This window comes from Aequorivita aquimaris (genome assembly GCF_001573155.1).
GTDB lineage: Bacteria > Bacteroidota > Bacteroidia > Flavobacteriales > Flavobacteriaceae > Aequorivita > Aequorivita aquimaris.
Genome location: NZ_JRWG01000002.1, coordinates 246,583 through 269,076, shown reverse-complemented (window position 1 = coordinate 269,076; position 22,494 = coordinate 246,583). Strand labels below are relative to the sequence as shown.

The window sequence follows — 22,494 nt, the reverse complement described above, 5'->3', positions numbered from 1 at the left end:
TTCGAAGGAACAGTTTGGTATAGTGCTCTTTCTAGATAGCTATAGTTGTGGCTTGAAATTCTTTAGACTATCTTTGCACTATGCAAACAATATTGGTATTAATAACGTTTTCCATTGCAGCAGGCTTTTTGCTTAAAAAGTTTGTTTGGAACCCAATTTTTGAATCGCGCCAAAACTCAAATGGCACGCTTGATGGCGGTAAAACCAAATGTGGCAAAAAAGATTGCGGCTGTCATTAATTACTTATTCTTCTCTTCGCAAACCAACAATACATAATTATTGATATTGCCTGCGCTCTCCGCAGTAGGATAGGGCTTAAGTGTCAATCCATTGATGGCAAAGTTGGCCGAGCTATAAAGATTAGTGTTTTTTTCTTCTCCAGATCTTACCTCCCCAAAGGTTAAAAGCTTTTCTTCGGTTTTTCCATTTGCGGTAACCTTCGCCTTAACAATGGCACGTCCGGCCCAGATACAGTCCACGCCTTCGGGACAACGGGAGTCTTCCATTACTTCCATAAATTTTATGGAAACACCTTTTAAAACTACGGTTTCCCCTTTGGGAACTTTTACGGCTATTTTAGGGGTCTCTGCGGAATCTTCCTGTCCAAAAGCAAAAGTTGAAAATAGAATTATGATTGCTAAGAGTGATTTTTTCATTAGGTATAAGTTTTTTCAATTTTAAAGATACTATAAAAAATAGTGCCAGAAAACTGGAGAAGCAAAATCGCTTTGAGAAATTTCTGTATTGTAAAAAATTCCAAAATATATATTTTATCCTCGGAAAAGAAAGAAATCTTCTTTCATCGGCTCAATTTTTTCATCTTTATTGTTGATTATGTATTCCAGCGATTTTTCGGTGAAAGCCAATCCCTTTTCTGTTAAGGAAACCACCTGGTTTTCTATTTCCACGAGATTGTTTTTTTCGGCTAAATCCAATACAGATCTAGCGCGAACTGCCCGCCAATTAATATGCTCTTGCAGGTGGTTTATATGCCTCTCACTTTCTTCCTCATGTCGGTTTAAGTGTAACAGAAAAGTTATGAGCGAAACCTCGATGCGTTGTTGTTTTTGACGATACAGAACAGATATTAGGCCTTTTTTGGGAGCAAATAAATAAACCAAAAGAAAAACCACTCCCAAAGTTGTAGCTATAGATCCAGAAATGGAGGCGTCAAGAATATTGGCGACCCAATATCCCGAAATTGCCGAAAACACTCCAAATAATATTGAAAGCCAAATCATTTTTTTCAAGTCTTCAGTAAGCAAATAGGCCGTAGCTGCGGGAGCTATCATTAAAGCCACAACCAGAATTGCTCCCACGGCATCAAAGGCTCCCACCACGGTCACAGAAGAAACCGACATCAGCCCATAATGCATAACCACAGGGGAAATACCCAATACTGAAGAAAGCCCAGCATCAAAAGTGGTTACTTTTAATTCTTTAAAAAATAATATTAGCAAGCTTATTGTAATAAATAAAATGCTTCCCATTACCCAAAGTGATTTTGGTCCCCAATCTGCGCCTCCCACCATCAATCTATCAAAAGGGGCAAAAGCAAGTTCACCCAATAAAACAGCGTCAACGTCCAAGTGCACATCGTTTGCATTTTTTGCAATTAGTATAACGCCTATGCTAAACAAAACCGGAAAAACAAGACCGATTGCCGTATCTTCCTTAACCAGTCCCGTTTTTTGGATAAACTCTACCATTACAACAGTAATAACACCTGTTAATGCTGCCAAAAGAATTAATAATGGGGAATTTAAATCCTGTGTAATGAAGAAACCAATAACGATACCCGGAAGAATGGAATGGCTAATGGCATCACTAATTAGAGCCATTTTCCGAAGCACCAAAAATACACCGGGAATTGCACAGGCTATAGCCACAATGGCTGCAATTAGCTGTATCTCTATCTGTGGATTACTCATTTATGGGTTTTTGATTATACATTTCCTGCGCTTGTTTATAACCTTTTGGGGTCATTGCCCATTGTTGTCCATCAATGGCTATCCATCCTTCATTTTCTAACTTTTTAAGTGAACCTTTTGTAAAACCGTAGAAATTATTCAAAATACGAATAGCGTGCGGATGCGAAATATTTTCATGCTCTTGCGCAATGCCGTACATAAACTGAAGGGTTTTCATCAGTTTTAGATCTGTACGATTTTTTCTAAAACGAATCTCCCGAAACAAAAGCCCTCTCTTGTGCGAAAATATAAAGGAGAACAAAACGAACACTCCTGCAACCAATACAATTACGGGTCCGGTAGAAAGATTGTTTTGACTGGCGCTTATGGCTGTTCCGAAGACGCCTGAAAGAGCCCCAAATACAGCTGCCAATAATACCATAGTGCCCAGGTTATTTGTCCATTGACGGGCTGCGGCTGCAGGTGCAAGTAGTATTGCACTCATTAAAACTACCCCCACGGTTTGCAGCCCCAGGACGATAGCCAAGACAATTAAAAAGGTAATCAAAACATCAATAAATTTTGTGTTGAAGCCAAGGGTTTTTGTATAATCTGCATCAAAAAGGAGTATTTTGAATTCCTTCCAAAACAGAACCATTACAAAAAGTGAAATTCCGGTTACGATAATCATCAACCGTACATCACTTTCCATAAGGGTTGCGGCTTGGCCAAAGAGGTATTTATCCAGCCCAGCCTGGTTGGCGTTGGGTTGTTTTTGAATAAAAGTGAGCAGCAGCATTCCAAAACCGAAAAATATTGAAAGGATTAATCCGAGTGCCGTATCACTTTTTAAATGTGTTTTTGTAGTAATTCCCCGAATCCAAAATGTTCCTATTACACCACTAACCAATGCACCCAATAATAATGTTCCTGAATCTTTAGCGCCGGTAATTAAAAATGCCAATGCAATGCCGGGAAGGGCCGCGTGCGAGATGGCATCACCCAGCAAGCTTTGTTTCCGAAGTACCGCAAAACTGCCCAACATACCACAAATTGCGCCCAATACCGCCGTTCCCAGCGTGATGGTGCGTAGGGTGTAATCTGTCCAAACCAGTTCGAAGTATTCTTGGATATTCATCTTTTATTTTGAAAAAATCTACTAAAATTTTAAAGTATCGTCTACAGACTATTTATTAACCGCTACTTTGTAATTAATCCCATAAGTCTTGGTAAGATTGTCATCATTAAAAATATCTTTTACAGGCCCCGTGGCTATTTTCTTCACATTTAAAAAAGTTACCCAATCAAAGTATTCTGGGACGGTTTGTAAATCGTGATGAACCACGACTACCGTTTTACCGGCTTTTCGCAGTTCCTTTAAAATATTGATTATGGCAATTTCGGTTGTTGCATCAACCCCCTGAAAGGGTTCGTCCATAAAATAAATGGAAGCGTCCTGTGCCAACGCTCGGGCCAAAAACACCCGTTGTTGTTGCCCGCCGCTCAATTGGCTTATTTGTCTGTTTTTATAAGCAAGCATATCCACTTTTTCCATGGATTCCAAGGCAATTTTTTTCTCCTTCTGTCCGGGCCGTTTTATCCAACCTAAATTTCCATAAGTTCCCATCATAACCACATCAAGCGCGGTGGTGGGAAAATCCCAATCCACACTGCCTTTTTGCGGTACATAGGCGACCAGTTTCCTTTGTTTGGAGTAGGGTTTTCCATAAATGGAAACAGTTCCGGCAATGGGTTTAATAATACCCAAAATAGTTTTGATAAGTGTAGATTTTCCCGCGCCGTTTGGCCCAACGATTGCCATTAAAACCCCTTCCGGCACAGACAGGTCAATGTCCCACAATACTGGCTTATAATTGTAGGCCACGGTAAGATCATCTATCTGTACTGCAAGTGTTTGATTGTCCATTTTTATACTGTTTGTTTCCTTATTTTAGAGCGTTTACAATTGTATTTACATTGTATTTGAACATCCCAATATAGGTGCCTTCCTCGGTTCCGGAATCGCCCAGTGCATCACTGTAAAGTGAACCGCCGATTTCAACATTATGGTTTTTTGAGAGAACCGCTTGCTGAAGCGCCTCAATGGTACGTCTGGGAACCGAACTTTCTACGAAAATGGCTTTTATGCTATTTTGAATTATAAATTCTGAAAGATTTTGCACGTCTTTTACGCCTGCCTCGGTTGCCGTGGAAATTCCCTGCAATCCCACTACTTGAAAGCCATACGCTTTTCCGAAATAATTGAAGGCATCGTGCGCAGTCACCAAAATGCGCTTTTCTTCAGGCAATGTTGCAATAGTGGATTTGATTTCAGTTTCTAGGGCATCTAGTTTTTGTTGATATTCTTTGTTGTTTTTGGAATAGTTTTCTGCGTTTTCAGGATCTGCTTTTGAAAGCTCATCAGTTACAAGGTGCGCAAATTGCTTAAAAAACTGAATATTGAACCAAACGTGGGGATCGTAGTTTGAAGCGAAATATTCCGAAGGGATCAATTCATTTTTCGGCAATTTATCTCCCAAAGAAACAGTATTTTTTTTACCCTCCATTTTTTCAAAAATATCCACAAGTTTTCCTTCCAAATGTAAGCCGCTGTAAAAAATAATATCAGCCTCATAAAGTTTTGTAACATCACCCTCACTAGCTTTATAAAGATGCGGATCTACGCCTGCACCCATCAAACCTTGCAGTGAAATGTTTTCGCCGCCAATTTCAGAAACCAAGTCGGTCAGCATAGTTGTGGTTGTAACAACTTTTAGTTTACCATTGTCCTCGGACACAGTTTTACAACTGAAAAAGAGACCCAGTATGCTTAAAATTATAAATTTATTTATTTTCATTTTTAGTTGAATAAGGATTAAATCAAGACCCTCTAAAGCAAGGGCTGTACAATTGAATAAAGCATTAAAGTGTTTGCACAAAGAGATTTTCGGCTACTGTTTTTGAAATAAAAAACTGTTCGTTGCCTACTTGGATTATCATGGAGCCGTCAAAAAATTCCTTGCCCAGCACAGTGATTTTTGTACCAATGCTGATTTTTTTCTTATCTAAATACTGAAGAAAGTCAGCGCTGCTTTCCTTTACACCTACACAAACGCCCTTTTGGGTTTTTTCTATTTCTGAAAGTAATTTTTTCTCCGTGCGTTTTAAAACTCCGTGCTTATCGGGAATAGGGTCGCCGTGAGGGTCAAAATCGGGGCTGCCCAAAAATTTATCGAGGCGGGTGATTAATTCTTCCGATTGAATGTGCTCCAACTGTTCCGCTATTTCGTGGACTTCATCCCAGTGGAAGTTTAATTTTTCCACTAAAAAAACTTCCCATAAACGGTGTTTTCTAATAACATTTGCCGCAATTTTTTTGCCTTTTTCGGTTAATTGGGCACCTTTGTAGCGTTTGTAAACTACCAGTTTTTTCTCTGCCAGTTTTTGAATCATATCGGTCACGGAAGAGGGTTTGGTCTCCATACTTTCCGCAATCGCGTTGGTACTTACTTCACCTGAACTTTCATGCTCTAAATGAAATATTGCCTTTAAATAGTTTTCTTCGGCTAATGTAAACATAGGCACAAAGGTAAAAATATTTTTACATTAAGCTATGTTTTATTTTTAGTTAAGCCTAAAAATAAAGAAACAAATAGCTTTTTATTTAAGTGATATTTTTTAAAAAGGAATAATCTAATTTGTGAAAACGCCTAAAATCCGCGCTCTTTCTGAAGTTGTTCGTAGGCTTCCTGCACTTTTTTAAACTTTTCCTCACCTCCTTTTTGGTGTGCTTCGTCCATATGCTGCAGTTTATCGGGATGGTATTTTTTTACCATTGTTCTGTACGCGGTCTTAATTTCAGCTACGGTTGCTGTTCTGTCAATTTCCAAGATTTTGTAAGCACTGTCGGGATTTTTGAAAAACATCGCCTTAATACTTTCAAAATCCCGTCCGTAAACTCCCAAAAAGCCTGCAATTCGGTTTATCTCGTTTACCTCGGCCGTTGAAACACTTCCGTCCGCATTCGCAATGCTGAAGAGGAAATGAAGAATCTGCAATCGGCTTTCGTAACGGGTTCGTTGTTGTAATAGTGCACAAATGTTTTGGGCAGATATTTCGCGTTTTTTTATTACCTCATTAAAAATTCGAAAGGTAGCATTAGCGCGATCGCGCCCATATGCCTGCACAAAATACTGGCGAACGTAATCCAGTTCGGTCTGGCTTACATTTCCATCGGCTTTTATAACCAAGGAGGCTAAGGAAAGTAGGTTTAACTCAAAATCTGCTGGAGTAACATGTTGTTGCGATGTGCCAAAGGAAGTTTGAAACCTTCTACCCTTAACGCTCAGGTTATCCAATAAGCTTCCCAAAATAAACCCAACAATAGCACCCGGAAATCGATACACAAAATAACCTAGAACGGCCAATAACCAACGAAGCATGAAATTGTAATTTTTCTTTTTATAAGCCGACAAAGGTAACTATTTAAAATTCCAAATCTCAAATTCCATCCCGATAGCTTTTGGGACCAAAAGAGGGCTGTTTAATTAGTTTAAGATTTTTTGAAATTTGAGGTTAAACACTTATTTGGAATTTGGAGCTTGTAATTTGGAATTTCCTATCTAGTTATTTGGAATTTTTCCCTTTCAAAATTAGTATCTTTGCATTCACAATTTAATACACTTTAAAATACAAATATTATGTACCCACCCGAACTAGTAAAACCAATGCGCGAAGACCTAACAAGAGTAGGTTTCTCTGAACTACATACAGCAAATGAAGTGGAAGAGGCATTGAAGAAAGAAGGAACCACCCTAGTAGTAGTAAACTCCGTTTGTGGTTGTGCGGCTGCAAATGCGCGTCCCGGTGCTGCAATGTCTTTAGACAATTCAAAAAAGCCCGATAATCTGGTAACCGTTTTTGCGGGCGTTGATCGCGAAGCGGTAGATGCGGCAAGAGCCAACATGGTTCCGTTTCCACCAAGCTCACCTTCTATGGCATTATTCAAAAATGGTGAATTGGTGCATATGCTCGAGCGTCACCACATTGAAGGCCGCCCTGCACAAATGATTGCCGAAAACCTAAAAGGCGCGTATAACGAATATTGTTAAGTAACCAAACAGGTTATGATACAACTCAACAAACCCTTGACCGTTGTTATTGGCATACTCGCTTTTGGCGCACTTGCCTTTAATATTTATGAAGACCCCAAGGTTTCCCATTTATTTGGAAAGGAAATAAACGATTGGCTTTATAGGGCATTTTGGCTCTTAATTGTCGGATTGTGTGTTTACAATTATATTTACATAGACCGAAATACGTTGAAGAACAAATCGAAATCTAAGTTGAAATCGAAAAATTAATTTTTCGATTTTGAAAACAGAAATAGTCGAACACGAAAAACCGTCTTTTTAAGGGCGGTTTTCTTACTTTTGAATGGAAATGATGGCATTCTCTAAAATAATAAGTTATCCCTTTACGATATTGTTTTACTTACTCTTTGGTATTACAATCGTTATTTTCCATCCCATACAATGGATTTGCTTTAACTGGTTTGGGTACACAGCACATAAAAAAAGTGTTGACTATTTAAACTGGACACTGCTTCGCTGTTTAAATGTGCTGGGGACCACATTCCATATCGATATCAATACCAGCATCCCGAATAATGTTCCCATAATCATTGTCTCAAACCACCAAAGTATGTGGGATATTTCGCCCATTACTTGGTATTTGCGGAAATACCATCCCAAGTTTATTTCTAAAGTGGAATTAGGGAAGGGAATTCCTTCCGTTTCCTATAATTTGAGGCACGGCGGCTCTATTTTGATCGACAGAAAAAACCCGAGGCAAGCTATTGTTGAAATGGTGAAGTTTTCAAAATACCTTCAGAAATTTAAGCGAAGCGGCGTTATTTTCCCCGAGGGAACGCGCAGCAAAACAGGTGTGCCCAAGCCTTTTCGAAGAACCGGATTGCAAACGCTCTTTAAAAAAGTGCCCGATGGTTATGTTATTCCCGTTACCTTCAATAATTCCTGGAAGTTACAACGCTGGGGGATGTTCCCGATGCAAATGGGCGTCCGTTTGGAAATGACCGCGCATCCCGCAATAAAAATAGCAGATTATGAAGTGGAAACGCTGATTGACAAAGTGGAAGAAATCATCACTTCAAAAATCCATAAATAATGGCTTCATTTTCTTCGGAAGAAATTATTCAGAAAACTATCAACTTTGTTAAAAACGAATTGCAAAACGCCGAAGGTGGCCACGATTGGTTCCATATTGAACGGGTTTATAAAAACGCTTTGCTCATTTCCGAAAGTGAAAAAGTTGACAGAACCATCGTTTCGCTCAGCGCATTGCTCCACGATATAGCCGATTCCAAATTTCACAATGGCGATGAAACCGTTGGCCCAAAAAAAGCGAGCCAGTTTCTAAAATCAGAAAACATTTCCGAAGAAACAATCGATCATATCGTGAAAATTATTGAAAACGTTTCTTTTAAAGGCGGAAATAAAAACCAGGAATTTCATTCAAAAGAATTAGATGTTGTGCAAGATGCCGATAGGCTGGACGCGCTGGGGGCGATTGGAATTGCACGTACTTTCAATTACGGAGGTTTTAAAAACCGAAAGCTTTACGATCCGGAAATTAAGCCGAACATGAATATGACGCCTTCGGAATACAAAGCATCCGATGCGCCGACAATCAATCATTTTTACGAAAAACTGCTACTTTTAAAAAACCGGATGAATACCGAAACCGGACGAAAAATTGCAGAAGAAAGACATGCTTTTATGGAAACTTTTCTGAAACAATTTTATGCTGAATGGGAAGGTGAAAAATAAATTTTTAAAACAACTTCATCTGCGGATTTTTAAGTTGTAAAAAATGAGAAGCATCAAGCGGTTCTATTTTTCGGTCCTTTAAATACTTCTTTTTTGCAATCGCCATCGTGTCTTTCACTTGTTCGCTGATGGTCCCCTCGCCTTTCATGCGTCTTCCCCATTGGCTGTCGTTGAGGTTTCCGCCGTGGCATTCCGCAATTTGGTTTAAAATACGTTCCGCTTTATCTGGAATAGTTTTGGATGCCCAATCTTTAAAAATTTCAGCAATTTGTCCATTTAGTCGCACAATGGTATATCCCACGTCCACTGCGCCGAGCTCCGCTACTTTTTTAACTAAAGGAAGAATTTCATGACTATTTAATGAAGGAATTATCGGCGCCATCATCACCCGTACAGGAATTCCATTTTCCGAAAGTGTTTCCACAGTTTTCAGTCGTTGTTTGATACTCGCCGTGCGCGGTTCCAGCAATCTACGTGTGTCTTCGGAAAGGGATGTGATGGAAATGTTTGCTGAAATAATATTCAATTTTGTCATCTCCTTTAAAATATCCAAATCGCGGAGAATGAGAGAATTTTTGGTAATAATGCCCGTTGGGTGTTTCCATTTCAGCATTACTTCCAAACATTTTCGAGTGATTTGCAGTTTGCGTTCCAGCGGTTGGTAGCAGTCCGTATTTCCCGAAAAAATGATGGTGTTTCCCTGCCAATTTTTCGAAGTTATCTTTTCTTCCAAAAGTTGTGGGGCATTTTTTTTAAAAAGAATATTTCGCTCAAAATCAAGGCCGGCGCCATAACCCCAATATTCGTGACTGTTTCGTGCATAACAATACACACAACCGTGCTCGCAACCTTGATACGGATTTGCCGAAAAACCCATTCCAACGTCTGGACTATCCACTTTATTTACAAATGTTTTCGGAAAAACTTCAATATAATTTGTTTTGTTTTTATCTGTCTCTTCGCCTTCCGCTTCACAGAAATTAAGATATTCATCCAATACTTCGTGGCTGTTCTCGAAGAAGCGGTTATGTATATTTTTCTGGGCGCCACGGCCTTTTAAAAAATCTGCGGACATAAAAAAAATTTGAAGATTGGATTTCTTCAAAGTTAATTATTATTTGGAGTAAATCCTTTTTTCATTGGAATAAATCCATAAAATTTATTTTATGCTTTATAAATTCCTCCTGTTTCGCGCAGTTTTAAAAGTCGGTTTTGGTGGATGGAACGTGTAAAGCGTTCGCCACTTTTATAATAGACACATTCCACAACACTGTCATTATTAGTTATTCCGGTAATGGGGTCTTCTTTTGAAATATATTTCAGTATTTCCATTTTAGGCGAATCGTTTTTGCCTTTAATTTTTACCCAATCTCCGGGCTTAAATTTTCTAGTTATCATAATCTTCATTATTAATGGTTCCACATCAAAAAAATGATATTAGCAACTTCTATTTTAAAATATTAATAGCTTGCTATGTTGGAAAGAAAAGGGCTCCAAATGAGCCCTAAGATGTTTAGCCAAGAAATAATGCTTAGGAAATTTTGATATTTCTTGGGGGTTTTTGTTTTGCCTCTTCTTTCTTTGGAAGATGGATACTTAAAATACCCTCATTGTAATTTGCTTTAATCTTTCCGTCATCAACCGTTTCGGGAAGCGTGAAGCTTCGTTTGAAGGAAGAATAACCAAATTCCCTACGGGTGTAGTTTTGCTCTTTTGTTTCGTTTTCTTCTTCCACTTCGGTAGCGATGGAAAGTATTTGATTGTCCAAATCTATCTGGAAATCTGATTTTTTTAGTCCAGGGACAGCCATTTCCACAAAATAAGCATCTGCGGTTTCTTTAATGTTTACTTTTGGTAGGCTCATTCCGGTATTGAAATTCTGAGAAAATACGGAAGGTAAATCCCTGTTAAAAATGTCTTCAATCCAAGAGGACAAAGTGGGGAGGGTTGAAGAACGGTCAGTATTTGTTCGTGTCAAACCTCCATTTTTAGGAACATTTACTAAGGTGCTCATAATAATTAAGATTTAAGTTAAACAATTAATTTATTTGAAATTGGACAAAAGAAATGCCAAAATCGCTCTGCTAATTTTCATTGAAAAAAATTTAAAAATTTTTAACAAAAAGAATGCTTTAAACGGTTTTTGCAATAGAATTTCACCGCCATTTTGACATTGAAAAATGACTTTTTTTCAGAAATTATATGTATTGATTAAAGCTTTTTTAAATCAGGAGGACAATAGTTAATTGGACATTGCTTTAATAAGTACATTCTTCCCGCCAACAACTGGAATTTCAATTGTAGTTTTGTCCAAATCAACGGTCAAAATAGTTCCCGGTTCTGGCAAAAGGGTGAATTGGTTATCACTCGAAAAAATCATCAAACCAATCTGCTGCCCTGCTGGAATTACTTGATCATCCGGAATTAAATCGAAGGACATTTCATAAAACTTTCCAGGCTCCAACGGCTCACTTTCAGTAATGGATTTATAATTCTGTGGATCTGCCCAACCGCGTGTGATAATATTATCAGTAATTTTTGCATTTTTATCTTTGTTCCAAGGCAAGGAAACCATCCAAACGGAAAGATTTGCCGCGGGCTTGCTGCTGGCCAATTTAATATTCAGTTTAGAAAGTCCCGAAAGATGTAAATCTTCCTTTAAAATAGGAGTTGTGAATAATAATCTATGAATGGAACCTGAAAGTTGTGCAAGTGAATCACCAGAAAAATTATAGTCATCTCTCAACATAGCATGTAATTGCACAGTACTCTTTTTTTCGAGCGACAAAATTCCATCATTTGGTGAGGTGGAAATGGGATAAAGTTTAACTAATTCCGCATTTGGATTCGGGTAGTTTGGGTATGGTGTAGGATTATCGCTTTTATCATTTTCCCTAACAATCCAAGCTTTTGGGCCTTTTTCAATATCATTTTCAATTCCGAAGAGATATTTCGTAAACCATTTATTCATCATGGAAAGTGGCGGCGGCCCCCCGTGACCGTATTGGTGATAATAGATTTTTACTGGAAGCCCCATTTCTTCTGCAGCCTTATAAATTCTATAACTGTGCTCAGGCATTACATTCCAATCATTAAAACCGTGCGCCATAAACAGCGCGGCTTTCATTGGTTTCATATCGTTTAAATAATCACGGCTTGCCCAGAATTCATTGTAATCACCCGTTTTTCTGTCTATGCCATTTTTAATTTCGGTATCGCGATACACTTTATTGTTATGTGCCCTTTTTGATTCGTCGCCACTGTGGATGAAATCGTAAAGTACGTCAACATCTTCTCCTAAATACCCACCAGGCGAGCGTACCAAACCGTTGCTTCTGTAATAGTGATAATATGAAGTGTTTGGGGCAATGGGAATGATAGCCTCTAAACCTTCAACGCCCGTAGTTGCAGCTGCCAGTGGAATGGTTCCGTTATACGAAGTTCCCGTCATCCCAACTTTTCCGGTGGTCCAATATGCTTTTACCTCTTCCGTCCCGTCGGGAGTTGTATATCCTTTTGCGCGGCCGTTCAACCAATCGATAACTGCTTTTGGAGCCAACGATTCATTGTCACCGCCAACGGTCGGCGAGCCTTGTGAAAGCCCTGTTCCCGGCGAAGAAGAGTGAACTACGATATATCCACGGGTAACCCAGGTTTTAATCTGTGAATTGGAAATAATAGGGCGTTTTCCTGTTCTCGTTACCGAAGGATGCACAATGTCTTTTCCCACCGCACCCAATTCGTGATGGACATCATAAAAAGCGCCTTCCACATTTGGTGCAACGCCTGCAAAATAAGGGCTTGATTCATAAATTACAGGAAGTTTTAAACCATCTTCTGTTTGTTTGGGTCTTGTAACGTCAACGTGCATGCGGTCTGGCCTGCCATCTCCATCGGTGTCAAAAGTAGTTTCAACCCATAAATCTGTTCGTATCCAATCTTGTTGATTTTCAAAAGCTGGAACTATTTGGGCTTCGCCGTCCTTAAACCACGGTTCGGCTTTATCTTGGGCCAGTAAAGAAAAATTTAATAAAAAAACGGCAAGTAATAGGAAGTAATATTTCATAACTAAAGAATTAGATATTTGGAAAAAGCAACTTAAATTATTCAACCTTGGTTAGAACTATGGAATTTCTATCTGTAAAATCTTCCGGTCTTAAATCCACAAAGTTAATTGCAAACTGAATCGAGTTTGGCTCTAAGTATTTAGCAATACAGTACAATGTGCGTTCTTCATTGGTCACTAAATTTTTGAGTACAAAATCGACCGTTATTGGTTCTACTTCGGTATTTATCTGATAGCTTAGTGATGCTTTTTCGCCTTTTATTGTGAATTGTTCTCCGCCCATAAGCTGCCCACCTATTTCTATAAATGCAAAACCATCTTCTGCAAAAGTTATAAAGCCAATTTCTCCATTATCTTCACCGCTCCATTTGCCAATAAAATCTGTATGTTCCATTTTTTGGGCAATTGAAAACAAGGGAATGAGCAATAGTATGACAAAAATATATTTCATTTTCATAAGCAATCTTTTTAATTATTTTCCAGGAAATTCAGCCTTTCTTTTTTGAAGAAACGCCTGCGTTCCTTCCTTAAAATCTTCGGTGCCGAAGCAATTGCCAAACTCTTCTATTTCCACTTCAAATCCGTTTTCACCATCTTCAAAGTTTGCATTGATTGCCCGAATTGCGGAAGCGATAGCTACGGAAGAATTCTTCATAATTTTTCCTGCAATTTTGTTGGCGAATTCCATCAATTCCTCAAGAGTAGTTACGTGGTTTACAAGGCCGTATTGCAGGGCTTGGTTGGCATCAATCATTCCGGCGGTCATGATCATTTCCATTGCGCGACCTTTGCCTACCAATTGTGGTAAACGTTGCGTGCCGCCGTAGCCTGGAATTACGCCCAGTGAAACTTCGGGAAGCCCCATTTTTGCGTTGTCGGAAGCAATGCGGAAATGTGCCGCCATAGCCAGTTCAAGCCCGCCGCCCAAGGCAAAACCGTTTACTGCCGCAATCACGGGTTTTGAAAAATTTGCCACAAAATCGAACAGCAATTCCTGCCCCTTAGCGGCAAGTTTGCCACCTTCTTCCACAGAAAAATCTGCAAATTCGCTGATGTCAGCGCCGGCAACAAAAGCTTTTTCACCGCTTCCGGTAATAATGACCACTTTTGTTTTTGCTGCATTTTCAGCTTCTTCAAGCGCATTGTGCAATTCTTGAATTGTTTCGCGGTTCAGTGCATTAAGTTTTGAGGGACGGTTGATGGTAATGGTTGTAATGCCGTTTTCGGTTTCGGAAAGTATGTTTTGAAATTTCATGTTTAATTCTTTTTTTATTTGTGGAAATTTTTCTGCCACGAATGCACGAATATTATTCTAAAATATTTTTATTAATGGTTATTTCACAACCAAAATTATTTAAAATTCGTGTATTGGTGGTTACATTCACAAAGCTACTAAAAACCTTAAAGCATTGCCGGAAACGAAACTTTAAAAATGGTTTTTTCCTCGGAAGATGCCAGCGTTATCGTTCCGCCATATGTTTCCACAATATTTTTTACCATTCCCAGTCCCAGCCCCATGCCGCTAGTTTTTGTAGTAAACTGGGGTTCAAAAATAAAGATTTTGTTTTCTTCGGGCACACCTATTCCATTGTCTGTGACAAGTATATTCACAAGGGTTCCTTCCGTTTTGACTATTACATCAATTCGTGGCTCTGCAGGATTTTTTTGCTCAATGGATTGAATGCTGTTTTTTACTAAATTAGTGACCACGCGAATGAGTTGTGTTCTGTCAAAACGTGCGCGCACTTCCTCTTCCTCAGAAAAGAAATAGATATAATCTTCATTAAAAATATCCAACGCCAGCTTGCTTATTTTCACAACATTCAGTGTTTCGTCCTGTTGGGCGGGCATTTTTGCATAGGTTGAAAACGCAGAGGAAATTGAGCTTAAGGTGTCAATTTGCTGAAGTAGGGTGTTTGTATATTCCGCCATTTTTTTATCAATCTCGGGGTCGTTGCAATCAAATTTGCGTTGAAAACTTTGCACGGTAAGTCGCATGGGCGTTAGCGGATTTTTAATTTCATGCGCTACCTGTTTTGCCATTTCGCGCCAAGCGGTTTCCCGCTCACTGGCTGCCAGTTGCGCGGCACTGTTCTCCAACTCATCTATCATTCCGTTATACGAATTTATAAGTAGGGAAATTTCCTGTGGCGTGTCACTGATATGGATTTTTTTGTTGCGGGTATCAAATCGGGTTTCGGAAAGCTTTTCACTAATTTCCTTTAAGGAGCGGGTAATGTATTTTGAAAGAAAATACGAAATTGCAATTGCGGCCATGAGCATAAAAAAATAGGCTATGCCCAATCTGTAAAGGTATTCGGTAAGTTCTTTGGTGATAAAACCGTCATCTTCAATATAAGGCAAATTAAGAATCGCCAAAGGCTTAAAATAGCTATCGGTTATGTAGGTGTATGAAGATTGATATTTCTGTCCGCCTTCTTCAAACTCCTTTATGTAACTTTTTGTGGGAGAATTTTGAAGCATTTCCAAAGCAAAATCGGGCATTTTTGGCGAAACCGTATCCTTAAAAAAAGAAGGTTTTGAAGATTTTAGCAGATTTCCGTCAAGGTCATACAGAAAGATTTCAAGGCTGTGGATGTCTTTTATTTCGTAAATTTTATCTTTAAAGATCAGCGGAATTTGAGCAGTTTCCACTGGATAGGTTGTGGTTTTTAATATGTAGTTGATATTTTCGCGAATGGCGGCTTCCTTCCGCAATAAGCGGTCGCGATGGTAATCCTGCGCTTCTTCCTTATACTGAAAAACCGTAACGATGGCGATAAGTACCGAAGCTCCCAAAACCAAAAGGAACATAGAAAGGAAGATGCGGGTGCGAAGCGATTTTTTGTAAAAATACATTTACATTGTTTTGAAGAAAGAAAGATAGCAATAATCGAACCTAAACGGAAAATTCCAAATAACAAATACCAAATTCCAAAAAAATGTCATCCCGAGCGCTCCCGAATGTTATTTGGACGAAGGAAAAAATTCCAAAAGACGAAGCTATTTCTCCCGAATGCGTTTATAAATTTTATAACCCATCATTAATAAAATTGCAAAAACAATAATGCCTATAGTACCATAAATCCAATTGGTTCCATCTTTTAAAATCACCAAAAACACTACGGCAAAGAGAATGATTGTGGGTGCTTCATTAAAAAGGCGCATATAGTTTGACGAATGTTTCACCACCCCTTTTTGCAGCTGTTTATATATCTCGTGACATTTAAAGTGATAAATAAGCAATAATATTACAAAGCCGAGTTTTACTTGCATCCAAGCGTCTGCCAAGAAAAATGTGCGCATTAACAGCAACCAGATTCCAAAAAAAACAGCCAATATCATACTTGGCCAAGTAATAATGTTCCAAAGTCGGGAAGCCATTATTTTCAGTTGATTTCCCAGAATTTCCCTTTCAGGGGAAGGTTTTTCGGAAGCCTCAATTTGGTAAACAAATAGGCGAACAATATAAAAAAGCCCTGCGAACCAAGTAATAATAAATATTAGGTGAAGGGATTTTATGTACGGATAGTATTGTTCCATTAACAGCTCAGTTTTTTTAAAACTTGGGCGTAAAGATACCTAATAAATAAAATAATGGTTGTTGGCAATTGTTTTTGAAACTCAATTTTTTATAAATTTCTTCGTAATGTTTCCTTCGGAAGAAGAGATGGTTATAAAATACATGCCCGATTTTAAATTTGAGACATCAATTTCATTTGAATTATTGTTTACCGAATTCATTACTATTCTCCCATTAATATCTGAAATGGAAACAGAATCGAAATTATTGGTAGTGGATTGAAGGATCAATTTGTTTTGGGCGGGATTTGGATAAATCCTTAAATCGGCCAAGCTGTTTTCGGGAGTTGATAACAGCACGTTTGTGAAGTGGGAGAGAAAGCCGGGGGCGTATTCCCACTGAAGATAATCATTTCCGTCATTTCCCTCATAAACACTGGTATCCAGAAGCATGCCGCCTTGAAGTTCATACAAGGCGTATTCCGCTTGGCCTGGCGCGCAATTGCTTTCGTCATTCATAAAATTATGGGGCTGCAAGAGAAACGCATAAATGTCTCCATTTCCCAAAATAAATCCGCCGCTGATGGTTGCACAACTTTCAATGCCGGTAAACGTAAAATCTGGGTTTATGGTTATTTGGGGTGGATTGGGGCCGCTATAAAAAATAGGATCACCCATATCTCCTTCCTGCATAAAGAGATACCAGGTTTGAAACAGCATTGGGTTGGCTATAGGCGCAGGTTCGGTGCTATAATAGGCTGTATTATAATTTGCGTCCCGTAGCCTTAAAAACTTAAACCCATTGTTTTCCGAATAATAATAAGTGAGCGTTTTGGGATCGAGATTTGAATTTGTCAAGACATCATAAAAGTATAAATCTTCGTAATAGCAATTAGGGTCTGTGCAATCATTTAGTGTAACGCCCGGATTGGAAAAGGCAATGGAATTTCCACTGAAAATTGCTTCAGCAGAAAATATATTTGAAATTCCATTGGCTTCAACAGCATAGTTTCCGGAGTTATCAGTAATGGTAATGTTTGGATTTTCCCCATTGGGGGTCAGATATTCATTTCCGTTATATAAGGATTTCAAGCGGAAGGTTTCGTTCAATAATCCAGCGGGTTGGGAAATTGCAGTGTGAAAGCAAATGAAAGCTACGAGAAGGAGTACTATTTTTTTCATCTGTATATAATATTTGATAAAGCGGAAGATGGAATGCCCACATTATTCATCTTCGGGGGTTTGAAATATTTTAATGGGCATTTCATAATTAAAAAGATTTGGTATTTGAAAGATACCAAAAAATCCTTTTTAATCGCGAAGTGTCTTCCGAATTTCCCGATTCAAAAAATAACCTGTTACAATGGTTGAAAGCACATCGGCTGCCGGAAAGGAAATCCAAACGCCAAGTTCGCCAAAGTAATGTGGCAGTATAAAAATAAGCGGAATAAAGAAAAACCCCTGCCGTGTCAGCGTAAGCAAAAGCGCCGGCACTGCCTTCCCGATGGCCTGAAAATAGGCCGAGCCAATTAACTGGATGGCTATAATGGGCGTTGCGGCAAATACCCAGCGCATATAGTGCGGGGTATCTGAAAGTATATCGGGATCGTTCGTAAATACGGAAACGATCGCTTCGGGAAAAACCATTATTACCATAAAAATAACAAGGCCCAAACCGGCTGCATACATAATGGCTTTGTTGATACTTTCCCGTACCCGCGGAAATTTATGGGCGCCGTAATTATAGCCCGCAATGGGCAAAAACCCTTGGGTAACCCCCAAAACCGGGAAGAGCGCAAACATCAACATCCGGGCAATAATGCCGTAAGATGCCACGGAAGCTTCGCCGCCAATATCGAACAGGATATTGTTCATCAAAAGGTAGGTAATGCTAACAACAGCCTGTCGCGCAAGGGTTACGAAACCCAGTGCGGACATCTCCTTCAAAATGGGGAAATCGAGTCCAAAATGCGGTAGGCTTATTTTTAGTTCCGATTTATCGCTTAAAAAAAACCACAGCACATACAGAAAACACAAGCCGTACGAAATAGTGGTAGCCCATGCGGCACCCGCCATTCCCATATCCAAATGATAGATAAGAATATAGTCTAAAACAAGATTACCTACGGAAGGGATAATCATCGCAATCATTGCGAACTTAGGCTTTCCTTCGGCACGGATTACGTTGTTTCCCATCATACACAACGCCAAAAGGGGTACGCCGTAAAGAACGATGCGATAATAGATTTTTGCAGGTTCAAAAATGTCGCCTTTCCCTCCAAAAGCCGGAATGAGTTCATTTATGAAAATCAACCCAAAAACCACCATTGCAGTAGTAAGCAAAAGCGTTAAAGTAATTTGATTTCCGAAGGTTTTAAGGGCGCGCTCCTTGTTGCCAGCTCCTAAAGCACGAGAGATTATTGAAGAACCACCAATACCAATAGCCATTCCCAATGCAGCTATAAAAAACGAAACAGGTAAAACTACATTTATGGCGGCAATGGCAATGGAACCAATCCAGTTGCCCACAAAAATGGTATCCACCAGAATATTCAGCGACATTACCAAAATTCCAATAGATGCGGGAACGGCCTGTTTTATCAATAAGCTTCCAATGGAATCTGTGCCCAATGTGGCGCTTTGGTTGGGCTTCATTAGGCAATTGCGGTTTTTACATCTGCAATGCGCCATTGGTCAATCCAGCTGGTCAAGACTTCGGACCAATCATCACGGTCGTTTAAACAGGGAACAACAGTAAAATCCTTTCCGCCCGCTTCGTGAAAAATTTCTTGACCCTCCATTGCTATTTCCTCTAAGGTTTCAAGGCAATCACTTACAAAAGCTGGAGTTACAATCGCCATTTTTTTGGTTCCTTCAAGTGCCAAACGCTCTATGGTTCTATCGGTCGGCGGTTTCAGCCATGGATCAAAACCCAATCGAGATTGGAAGGCGTTGGAATATGTGCCTGGCTTTAAGTTCAGTTTTTCGGCAACCAAAGCAGTGGTCTTTAAACACTGGTGGCGGTAGCAAAACTCGTGCGCCGGCGAGGGCGTTATGCAGCAACTGCCATCAATCTTGCAATGGTTTTTGGTAATGTCGCGCTTATAAATATGTCTTTCCGGCACACCGTGATAGCTAAAAATTAGATGTTCGTAATCTACATTTTCAAGTTTCTCCGAAATACTTTTTGAAAGCACTTCAATATATTCTGGCTTGTTGTAAAATGCGGGGAGTGATGTAATTTCCAAATGCGGAAAAAATTCATTTTTAAGCTCTTCCACTTTCACGTCAATGGTTTCTGTGGTTGCCATTGCAAATTGTGGATAAAGGGGAATGGTTAAAATTTCATCCACGCCTTGATCTACCAATTCCTGTAGTCCTTTTTTTAAAGTCATACTTCCGTAGCGCATTGCCAAAGCAACGGGAACGGTTGTTTTTTCCTGAATTTTTTTCTGAAGTCTTTCTGAAATAACAATCAAGGGTGAACCCTCGTCCCACCATATTTTTTGATAAGCTTCGGCAGATTTCTTTGGGCGGGTATTCAAAATAATTCCTCTTACTATAAAGGAACGCAGCCAAAATGGAACGTCGATGACCCGAGGATCCATCAAAAACTCATCGAGATATTTTTTAACGTCTTTTGGATTGGTACTGTCCGGCGAACCGAGATTTACGAGGAGGACTCCTTTCATAACTTTGGAAAATTTTAGGCAAAATTACTCTTTTATAATACAATCCTCAATACAGACTATATTTAAAAACAATGACACAATTTTTATTGCTTAAGCATTTAGCCCCATCAAAAACTTTTTTGGCGTTGTGCCAAATCTTTTCTTAAAAGCGGCAATAAAATGGCTGGAGGTGCTGTAACCCACTTTTAATCCTACCTCGTTCACGTTGTGAGAACCCGTGGCTAAAAGTTGGCGTGCAACTTCCATTTTATAATCAAATAGAAAACTAAAAACAGAATCGCCATAAACTTGTTTAAACCCCTCTTTCAATTTGTTTAGTGGTAGGTTTATCTCGTCTGCCAATTGTTGCAGGGTTGGGGGTTCGGCCATTCGGGCGACCATAATCTGCTTGGCTTTTTTTATTTTGGAAACATTGTCTTCATCTGCCAAAAATGGGCATTGCTCTACATCGGCATCTGCTGGGCGGTTGAAGTATAAGCTTAGCAATTCGTAAGCCTTGGCCTTAAAATACAATGGTTTTATGGTTGGGTGTAGGTTGTAATTCATCAATTGGTTCAGCACTACGGCCATAGATGGCGAAATATGGCCATCCTTATAATACTTTCGGTCTTTGTTTTCTTCACTCAAAAAAGTGATGTAATTGGCTTCCGTAGAAAAAAGACTGTGGAATTTATTGATGGGAAGCAATACCGAGAGCACCCACGAATGCGGGTTAAGCGACAGATCCAGCGGCAAATCGCGTTGCGGATTATAGAGCAACAACGAATTCCCTTCCTGTATGGACAGTTTGTAATTTCCTTTGTTAAAAACAAAGGAAGCCGAGCCCTTTATACAGAAATGAAACTGGATGAAATTGGAACTCACTTCCCGCTTAAAATTTTGGTTCTCATCGGTTTCACTGTTGAATTTTAAGATGAAAAACCCGGGTGAAATCGTTGTTTCTTCATAAAAACCTATCTCCTTGGCGGGTAAACTTTGAGCGACATTTTTTGATGCTTCCATATCAATTCTGAATGCTTTCTATTTAGAATAGTTCTAAATTAAATAGTGTTAACTTTGTCCTGAAACCGCGAATTTAGGGGTTAAAATATGATAATTGTCATATTTTGCCCTTTTTTAACAGCCAACGACATAAAAGATACCGCTGGCGTTATTTTTTAAAAAACAATGCGCTTACATTTGCTCCTGTTTTATATGGAAAACTTGAAAACATATTCTGGCCAATCCCTCGAAGGCAATTTTTACGCCATCGGCCTAAACTACAAAAAAGCAGATGCCGAAATCCGTGGCCACTTCAGCATTAGTGATATTGCGAAGGAAAAAATACTCCTTCAGGCCAAAGCAGACGGCATTCCTTCCCTTACCGTAATTTCCACTTGCAACCGCACCGAGCTTTACGGCTTTGCACAGCATCCATACCAAATTATAAAATTGCTCTGCGAGCACACCAACGGCACGGTGGAGGAGTTTGAAAAAGTAGCCTATATTTATAAAAACCGCGATGCCGTATCGCATCTATTTACGGTTGGTACGGGGCTGGATAGCCAGATTTTAGGCGATTTTGAAATTATAAGCCAACTGCGAAATGCTTTCCGCGAGTCCAAAAAACACGACATCATCAATCCGTTTATGGAGCGTCTTGCCAATGCGGTCATCCAGGCCAGCAAGCGTATAAAGAACGAAACGGAGATTTCCTCCGGCGCTACCTCGGTGAGCTTTGCGGCCGTGCAATACATAATGTCGCGCGTGCCCCATATTTCCGAAAAGAACATATTGCTCTTCGGCACCGGGAAAATAGGAAGAAATACCTGCGAAAACCTGATCAAGCATACCAAAAACGACCATATCACTCTTATAAACCGCACCAAGGAAAAGGCCGAGAAAGTGGCCGGCAAATTCAATTTGGTGGTAAAGGACTATGCCGATATACAAAGCGAAATAGCCCAGGCCGATGTGCTTATCGTCGCTACCGGCGCGCAACAGCCTACTATTTCCAAAGAGCTTCTGTACTTGAAGAGACCATTGCTTATCCTGGACCTCTCCATTCCGAAAAACGTTTCCGAGGACGTCTTGGAGAACGAGTTCGTTACCCTTGTGCATATGGACCATCTATCTGCGGTAACGGACAATACCCTTGAAAAACGGGCGGCCCAACTTCCGCAGGCGAAGAAAATAATAGCCGAAATAGAAAAGGAATTCAATCAGTGGGCAGACAACCGAAAGTTTGCGCCTACCATTAAGGCCCTAAAAAGTAAGCTGCTGGAAATCAAGGAAGGTGAAATTGACTATCAACGCAAAAAGATTGATGGTTTCAACGAGGCCCAGGCCGAAATAATCAGCGACCGTCTTATCCAAAAAATAACTACACATTTCGCCAATCACCTAAAAGGCGAGGAAGGCGCTGCCGAAAGTATAGAACTCATCCGAAGGGTTTTCCAACTTGAAACTGCCTAATC

Annotated in this window: 24 protein-coding genes; 5 read left to right on the top strand and 19 right to left on the bottom strand. The window is 39.6% G+C overall.

Going from position 1 to position 22,494, the window contains the following annotated elements; genetic code table 11:
- Nucleotides 1-239: 239 nt before the first annotated feature.
- From LS48_RS03975 to LS48_RS03945, 7 genes are all read right to left on the bottom strand, one after another.
- Nucleotides 240-656, bottom strand: a complete 417-nt coding sequence (locus LS48_RS03975; protein ID WP_062620172.1) for a hypothetical protein — start codon at nt 654-656, stop codon at nt 240-242.
- 114 nt (nt 657-770) lie between these two features.
- Nucleotides 771-1,931, bottom strand: a complete 1,161-nt coding sequence (locus LS48_RS03970) for a metal ABC transporter permease (protein ID WP_062620170.1) — start codon at nt 1,929-1,931, stop codon at nt 771-773.
- Complete coding sequence (locus LS48_RS03965; protein WP_062620168.1) at nt 1,924-3,048, bottom strand: metal ABC transporter permease; 1,125 nt, start codon at nt 3,046-3,048, stop codon at nt 1,924-1,926. The genes LS48_RS03970 and LS48_RS03965 overlap by 8 nt, the downstream gene beginning before the upstream one ends.
- A gap of 48 nt (nt 3,049-3,096) precedes the next feature.
- A complete protein-coding gene (locus tag LS48_RS03960) occupies nt 3,097-3,837 on the bottom strand; it encodes a metal ABC transporter ATP-binding protein (protein ID WP_062620166.1) in 741 nt (246 codons plus the stop codon).
- 19 nt (nt 3,838-3,856) lie between these two features.
- Nucleotides 3,857-4,768: a metal ABC transporter solute-binding protein, Zn/Mn family gene (locus tag LS48_RS03955; RefSeq protein WP_062620683.1), complete on the bottom strand. Its 912-nt coding sequence runs from the start codon at nt 4,766-4,768 to the stop codon at nt 3,857-3,859.
- Between the two features lie 64 nt (nt 4,769-4,832).
- On the bottom strand, nt 4,833-5,489 hold the full coding sequence (locus tag LS48_RS03950) for a metal-dependent transcriptional regulator (protein ID WP_062620164.1): 657 nt from the start codon (nt 5,487-5,489) through the stop codon (nt 4,833-4,835).
- A 131-nt stretch (nt 5,490-5,620) separates the two neighbouring features.
- Nucleotides 5,621-6,352 carry a TerB family tellurite resistance protein gene (locus LS48_RS03945; protein WP_062620681.1) on the bottom strand — a complete coding sequence of 244 codons (732 nt, stop codon included), beginning with the start codon at nt 6,350-6,352 and terminating at the stop codon, nt 5,621-5,623.
- 258 nt (nt 6,353-6,610) lie between these two features.
- Here LS48_RS03945 and LS48_RS03940 point away from each other — a divergent pair, with 258 nt between their 5' ends.
- The 4 genes from LS48_RS03940 to LS48_RS03925 all read left to right on the top strand — a co-directional run bounded on the left by LS48_RS03940 (nt 6,611) and on the right by LS48_RS03925 (nt 8,758).
- Entirely contained in the window at nt 6,611-7,021 is a 411-nt protein-coding gene (locus tag LS48_RS03940; RefSeq protein ID WP_062620161.1) for a BrxA/BrxB family bacilliredoxin, read from the top strand.
- Between the two features lie 15 nt (nt 7,022-7,036).
- The gene (locus LS48_RS03935; RefSeq protein ID WP_062620159.1) at nt 7,037-7,273 is read left to right on the top strand and encodes a hypothetical protein; all 237 of its coding nucleotides are present in this window, start codon (nt 7,037-7,039) and stop codon (nt 7,271-7,273) included.
- Nucleotides 7,274-7,355: 82 nt separating this feature from the next.
- Nucleotides 7,356-8,096 carry a lysophospholipid acyltransferase family protein gene (locus tag LS48_RS03930; RefSeq protein WP_062620678.1) on the top strand — a complete coding sequence of 247 codons (741 nt, stop codon included), beginning with the start codon at nt 7,356-7,358 and terminating at the stop codon, nt 8,094-8,096.
- Entirely contained in the window at nt 8,096-8,758 is a 663-nt protein-coding gene (locus tag LS48_RS03925; protein ID WP_062620157.1) for an HD domain-containing protein, read from the top strand. Before LS48_RS03930 ends, LS48_RS03925 begins: the two co-directional genes overlap by 1 nt.
- A gap of 4 nt (nt 8,759-8,762) precedes the next feature.
- Here the strand turns inward: LS48_RS03925 and LS48_RS03920 are convergent, their stop codons facing one another.
- The 12 genes from LS48_RS03920 to LS48_RS03865 form a co-directional block, all read right to left on the bottom strand.
- Nucleotides 8,763-9,833, bottom strand: coding sequence for a PA0069 family radical SAM protein (locus tag LS48_RS03920; protein WP_062620155.1), 1,071 nt, complete (start codon nt 9,831-9,833; stop codon nt 8,763-8,765).
- 89 nt (nt 9,834-9,922) lie between these two features.
- Complete coding sequence (locus LS48_RS03915) at nt 9,923-10,156, bottom strand: hypothetical protein (RefSeq protein WP_062620676.1); 234 nt, start codon at nt 10,154-10,156, stop codon at nt 9,923-9,925.
- A 133-nt stretch (nt 10,157-10,289) separates the two neighbouring features.
- A complete protein-coding gene (locus tag LS48_RS03910; protein WP_062620152.1) occupies nt 10,290-10,772 on the bottom strand; it encodes an Hsp20/alpha crystallin family protein in 483 nt (160 codons plus the stop codon).
- A 228-nt stretch (nt 10,773-11,000) separates the two neighbouring features.
- On the bottom strand, nt 11,001-12,824 hold the full coding sequence (locus tag LS48_RS03905; RefSeq protein WP_062620150.1) for a Xaa-Pro dipeptidyl-peptidase: 1,824 nt from the start codon (nt 12,822-12,824) through the stop codon (nt 11,001-11,003).
- A 37-nt stretch (nt 12,825-12,861) separates the two neighbouring features.
- A complete protein-coding gene (locus LS48_RS03900; protein ID WP_076692413.1) occupies nt 12,862-13,275 on the bottom strand; it encodes a hypothetical protein in 414 nt (137 codons plus the stop codon).
- Nucleotides 13,276-13,296: 21 nt separating this feature from the next.
- Entirely contained in the window at nt 13,297-14,079 is a 783-nt protein-coding gene (locus LS48_RS03895) for an enoyl-CoA hydratase/isomerase family protein (protein WP_062620675.1), read from the bottom strand.
- Nucleotides 14,080-14,225: 146 nt separating this feature from the next.
- Nucleotides 14,226-15,683, bottom strand: coding sequence for a sensor histidine kinase (locus LS48_RS03890; RefSeq protein ID WP_062620146.1), 1,458 nt, complete (start codon nt 15,681-15,683; stop codon nt 14,226-14,228).
- A 144-nt stretch (nt 15,684-15,827) separates the two neighbouring features.
- A complete protein-coding gene (gene hemJ / locus LS48_RS03885; protein ID WP_062620144.1) occupies nt 15,828-16,367 on the bottom strand; it encodes a protoporphyrinogen oxidase HemJ in 540 nt (179 codons plus the stop codon).
- Nucleotides 16,368-16,448: 81 nt separating this feature from the next.
- Entirely contained in the window at nt 16,449-17,528 is a 1,080-nt protein-coding gene (locus tag LS48_RS03880) for a T9SS type A sorting domain-containing protein (protein WP_062620143.1), read from the bottom strand.
- 129 nt (nt 17,529-17,657) lie between these two features.
- Nucleotides 17,658-19,001, bottom strand: a complete 1,344-nt coding sequence (locus LS48_RS03875; RefSeq protein WP_062620142.1) for an MATE family efflux transporter — start codon at nt 18,999-19,001, stop codon at nt 17,658-17,660.
- A complete protein-coding gene (hemH, locus tag LS48_RS03870) occupies nt 19,001-20,038 on the bottom strand; it encodes a ferrochelatase (protein ID WP_062620141.1) in 1,038 nt (345 codons plus the stop codon). Before hemH ends, LS48_RS03875 begins: the two co-directional genes overlap by 1 nt.
- Nucleotides 20,039-20,128: 90 nt before the next feature.
- Entirely contained in the window at nt 20,129-21,040 is a 912-nt protein-coding gene (locus LS48_RS03865) for an AraC family transcriptional regulator (protein WP_062620139.1), read from the bottom strand.
- A gap of 192 nt (nt 21,041-21,232) precedes the next feature.
- On the opposite strand from LS48_RS03865, the gene hemA reads away from it, so the two are divergent.
- On the top strand, nt 21,233-22,492 hold the full coding sequence (gene hemA / locus LS48_RS03860) for a glutamyl-tRNA reductase (RefSeq protein WP_062620138.1): 1,260 nt from the start codon (nt 21,233-21,235) through the stop codon (nt 22,490-22,492).
- Nucleotides 22,493-22,494 lie beyond the last annotated feature (2 nt).

Excerpts from the sequence above, each read along its gene's own strand:
- LS48_RS03975 (WP_062620172.1), bottom strand. The coding sequence starts at position 656 with ATGAAAAAATCACTCTTAGCAATCATAATTCTATTTTCAACTTTTGCT.
- LS48_RS03970 (WP_062620170.1), bottom strand. The coding sequence starts at position 1,931 with ATGAGTAATCCACAGATAGAGATACAGCTAATTGCAGCCATTGTGGCT.
- LS48_RS03965 (WP_062620168.1), bottom strand. The coding sequence starts at position 3,048 with ATGAATATCCAAGAATACTTCGAACTGGTTTGGACAGATTACACCCTA.
- LS48_RS03960 (WP_062620166.1), bottom strand. The coding sequence starts at position 3,837 with ATGGACAATCAAACACTTGCAGTACAGATAGATGATCTTACCGTGGCC.
- LS48_RS03955 (WP_062620683.1), bottom strand. The coding sequence starts at position 4,768 with ATGAAAATAAATAAATTTATAATTTTAAGCATACTGGGTCTCTTTTTC.
- LS48_RS03950 (WP_062620164.1), bottom strand. The coding sequence starts at position 5,489 with ATGTTTACATTAGCCGAAGAAAACTATTTAAAGGCAATATTTCATTTA.
- LS48_RS03945 (WP_062620681.1), bottom strand. The coding sequence starts at position 6,352 with ATGCTTCGTTGGTTATTGGCCGTTCTAGGTTATTTTGTGTATCGATTT.
- LS48_RS03940 (WP_062620161.1), top strand. The coding sequence starts at position 6,611 with ATGTACCCACCCGAACTAGTAAAACCAATGCGCGAAGACCTAACAAGA.
- LS48_RS03935 (WP_062620159.1), top strand. The coding sequence starts at position 7,037 with ATGATACAACTCAACAAACCCTTGACCGTTGTTATTGGCATACTCGCT.
- LS48_RS03930 (WP_062620678.1), top strand. The coding sequence starts at position 7,356 with ATGGCATTCTCTAAAATAATAAGTTATCCCTTTACGATATTGTTTTAC.
- LS48_RS03925 (WP_062620157.1), top strand. The coding sequence starts at position 8,096 with ATGGCTTCATTTTCTTCGGAAGAAATTATTCAGAAAACTATCAACTTT.
- LS48_RS03920 (WP_062620155.1), bottom strand. The coding sequence starts at position 9,833 with ATGTCCGCAGATTTTTTAAAAGGCCGTGGCGCCCAGAAAAATATACAT.
- LS48_RS03915 (WP_062620676.1), bottom strand. The coding sequence starts at position 10,156 with ATGATAACTAGAAAATTTAAGCCCGGAGATTGGGTAAAAATTAAAGGC.
- LS48_RS03910 (WP_062620152.1), bottom strand. The coding sequence starts at position 10,772 with ATGAGCACCTTAGTAAATGTTCCTAAAAATGGAGGTTTGACACGAACA.
- LS48_RS03905 (WP_062620150.1), bottom strand. The coding sequence starts at position 12,824 with ATGAAATATTACTTCCTATTACTTGCCGTTTTTTTATTAAATTTTTCT.
- LS48_RS03900 (WP_076692413.1), bottom strand. The coding sequence starts at position 13,275 with ATGAAATATATTTTTGTCATACTATTGCTCATTCCCTTGTTTTCAATT.
- LS48_RS03895 (WP_062620675.1), bottom strand. The coding sequence starts at position 14,079 with ATGAAATTTCAAAACATACTTTCCGAAACCGAAAACGGCATTACAACC.
- LS48_RS03890 (WP_062620146.1), bottom strand. The coding sequence starts at position 15,683 with ATGTATTTTTACAAAAAATCGCTTCGCACCCGCATCTTCCTTTCTATG.
- hemJ (WP_062620144.1), bottom strand. The coding sequence starts at position 16,367 with ATGGAACAATACTATCCGTACATAAAATCCCTTCACCTAATATTTATT.
- LS48_RS03880 (WP_062620143.1), bottom strand. The coding sequence starts at position 17,528 with ATGAAAAAAATAGTACTCCTTCTCGTAGCTTTCATTTGCTTTCACACT.
- LS48_RS03875 (WP_062620142.1), bottom strand. The coding sequence starts at position 19,001 with ATGAAGCCCAACCAAAGCGCCACATTGGGCACAGATTCCATTGGAAGC.
- hemH (WP_062620141.1), bottom strand. The coding sequence starts at position 20,038 with ATGAAAGGAGTCCTCCTCGTAAATCTCGGTTCGCCGGACAGTACCAAT.
- LS48_RS03865 (WP_062620139.1), bottom strand. The coding sequence starts at position 21,040 with ATGGAAGCATCAAAAAATGTCGCTCAAAGTTTACCCGCCAAGGAGATA.
- hemA (WP_062620138.1), top strand. The coding sequence starts at position 21,233 with ATGGAAAACTTGAAAACATATTCTGGCCAATCCCTCGAAGGCAATTTT.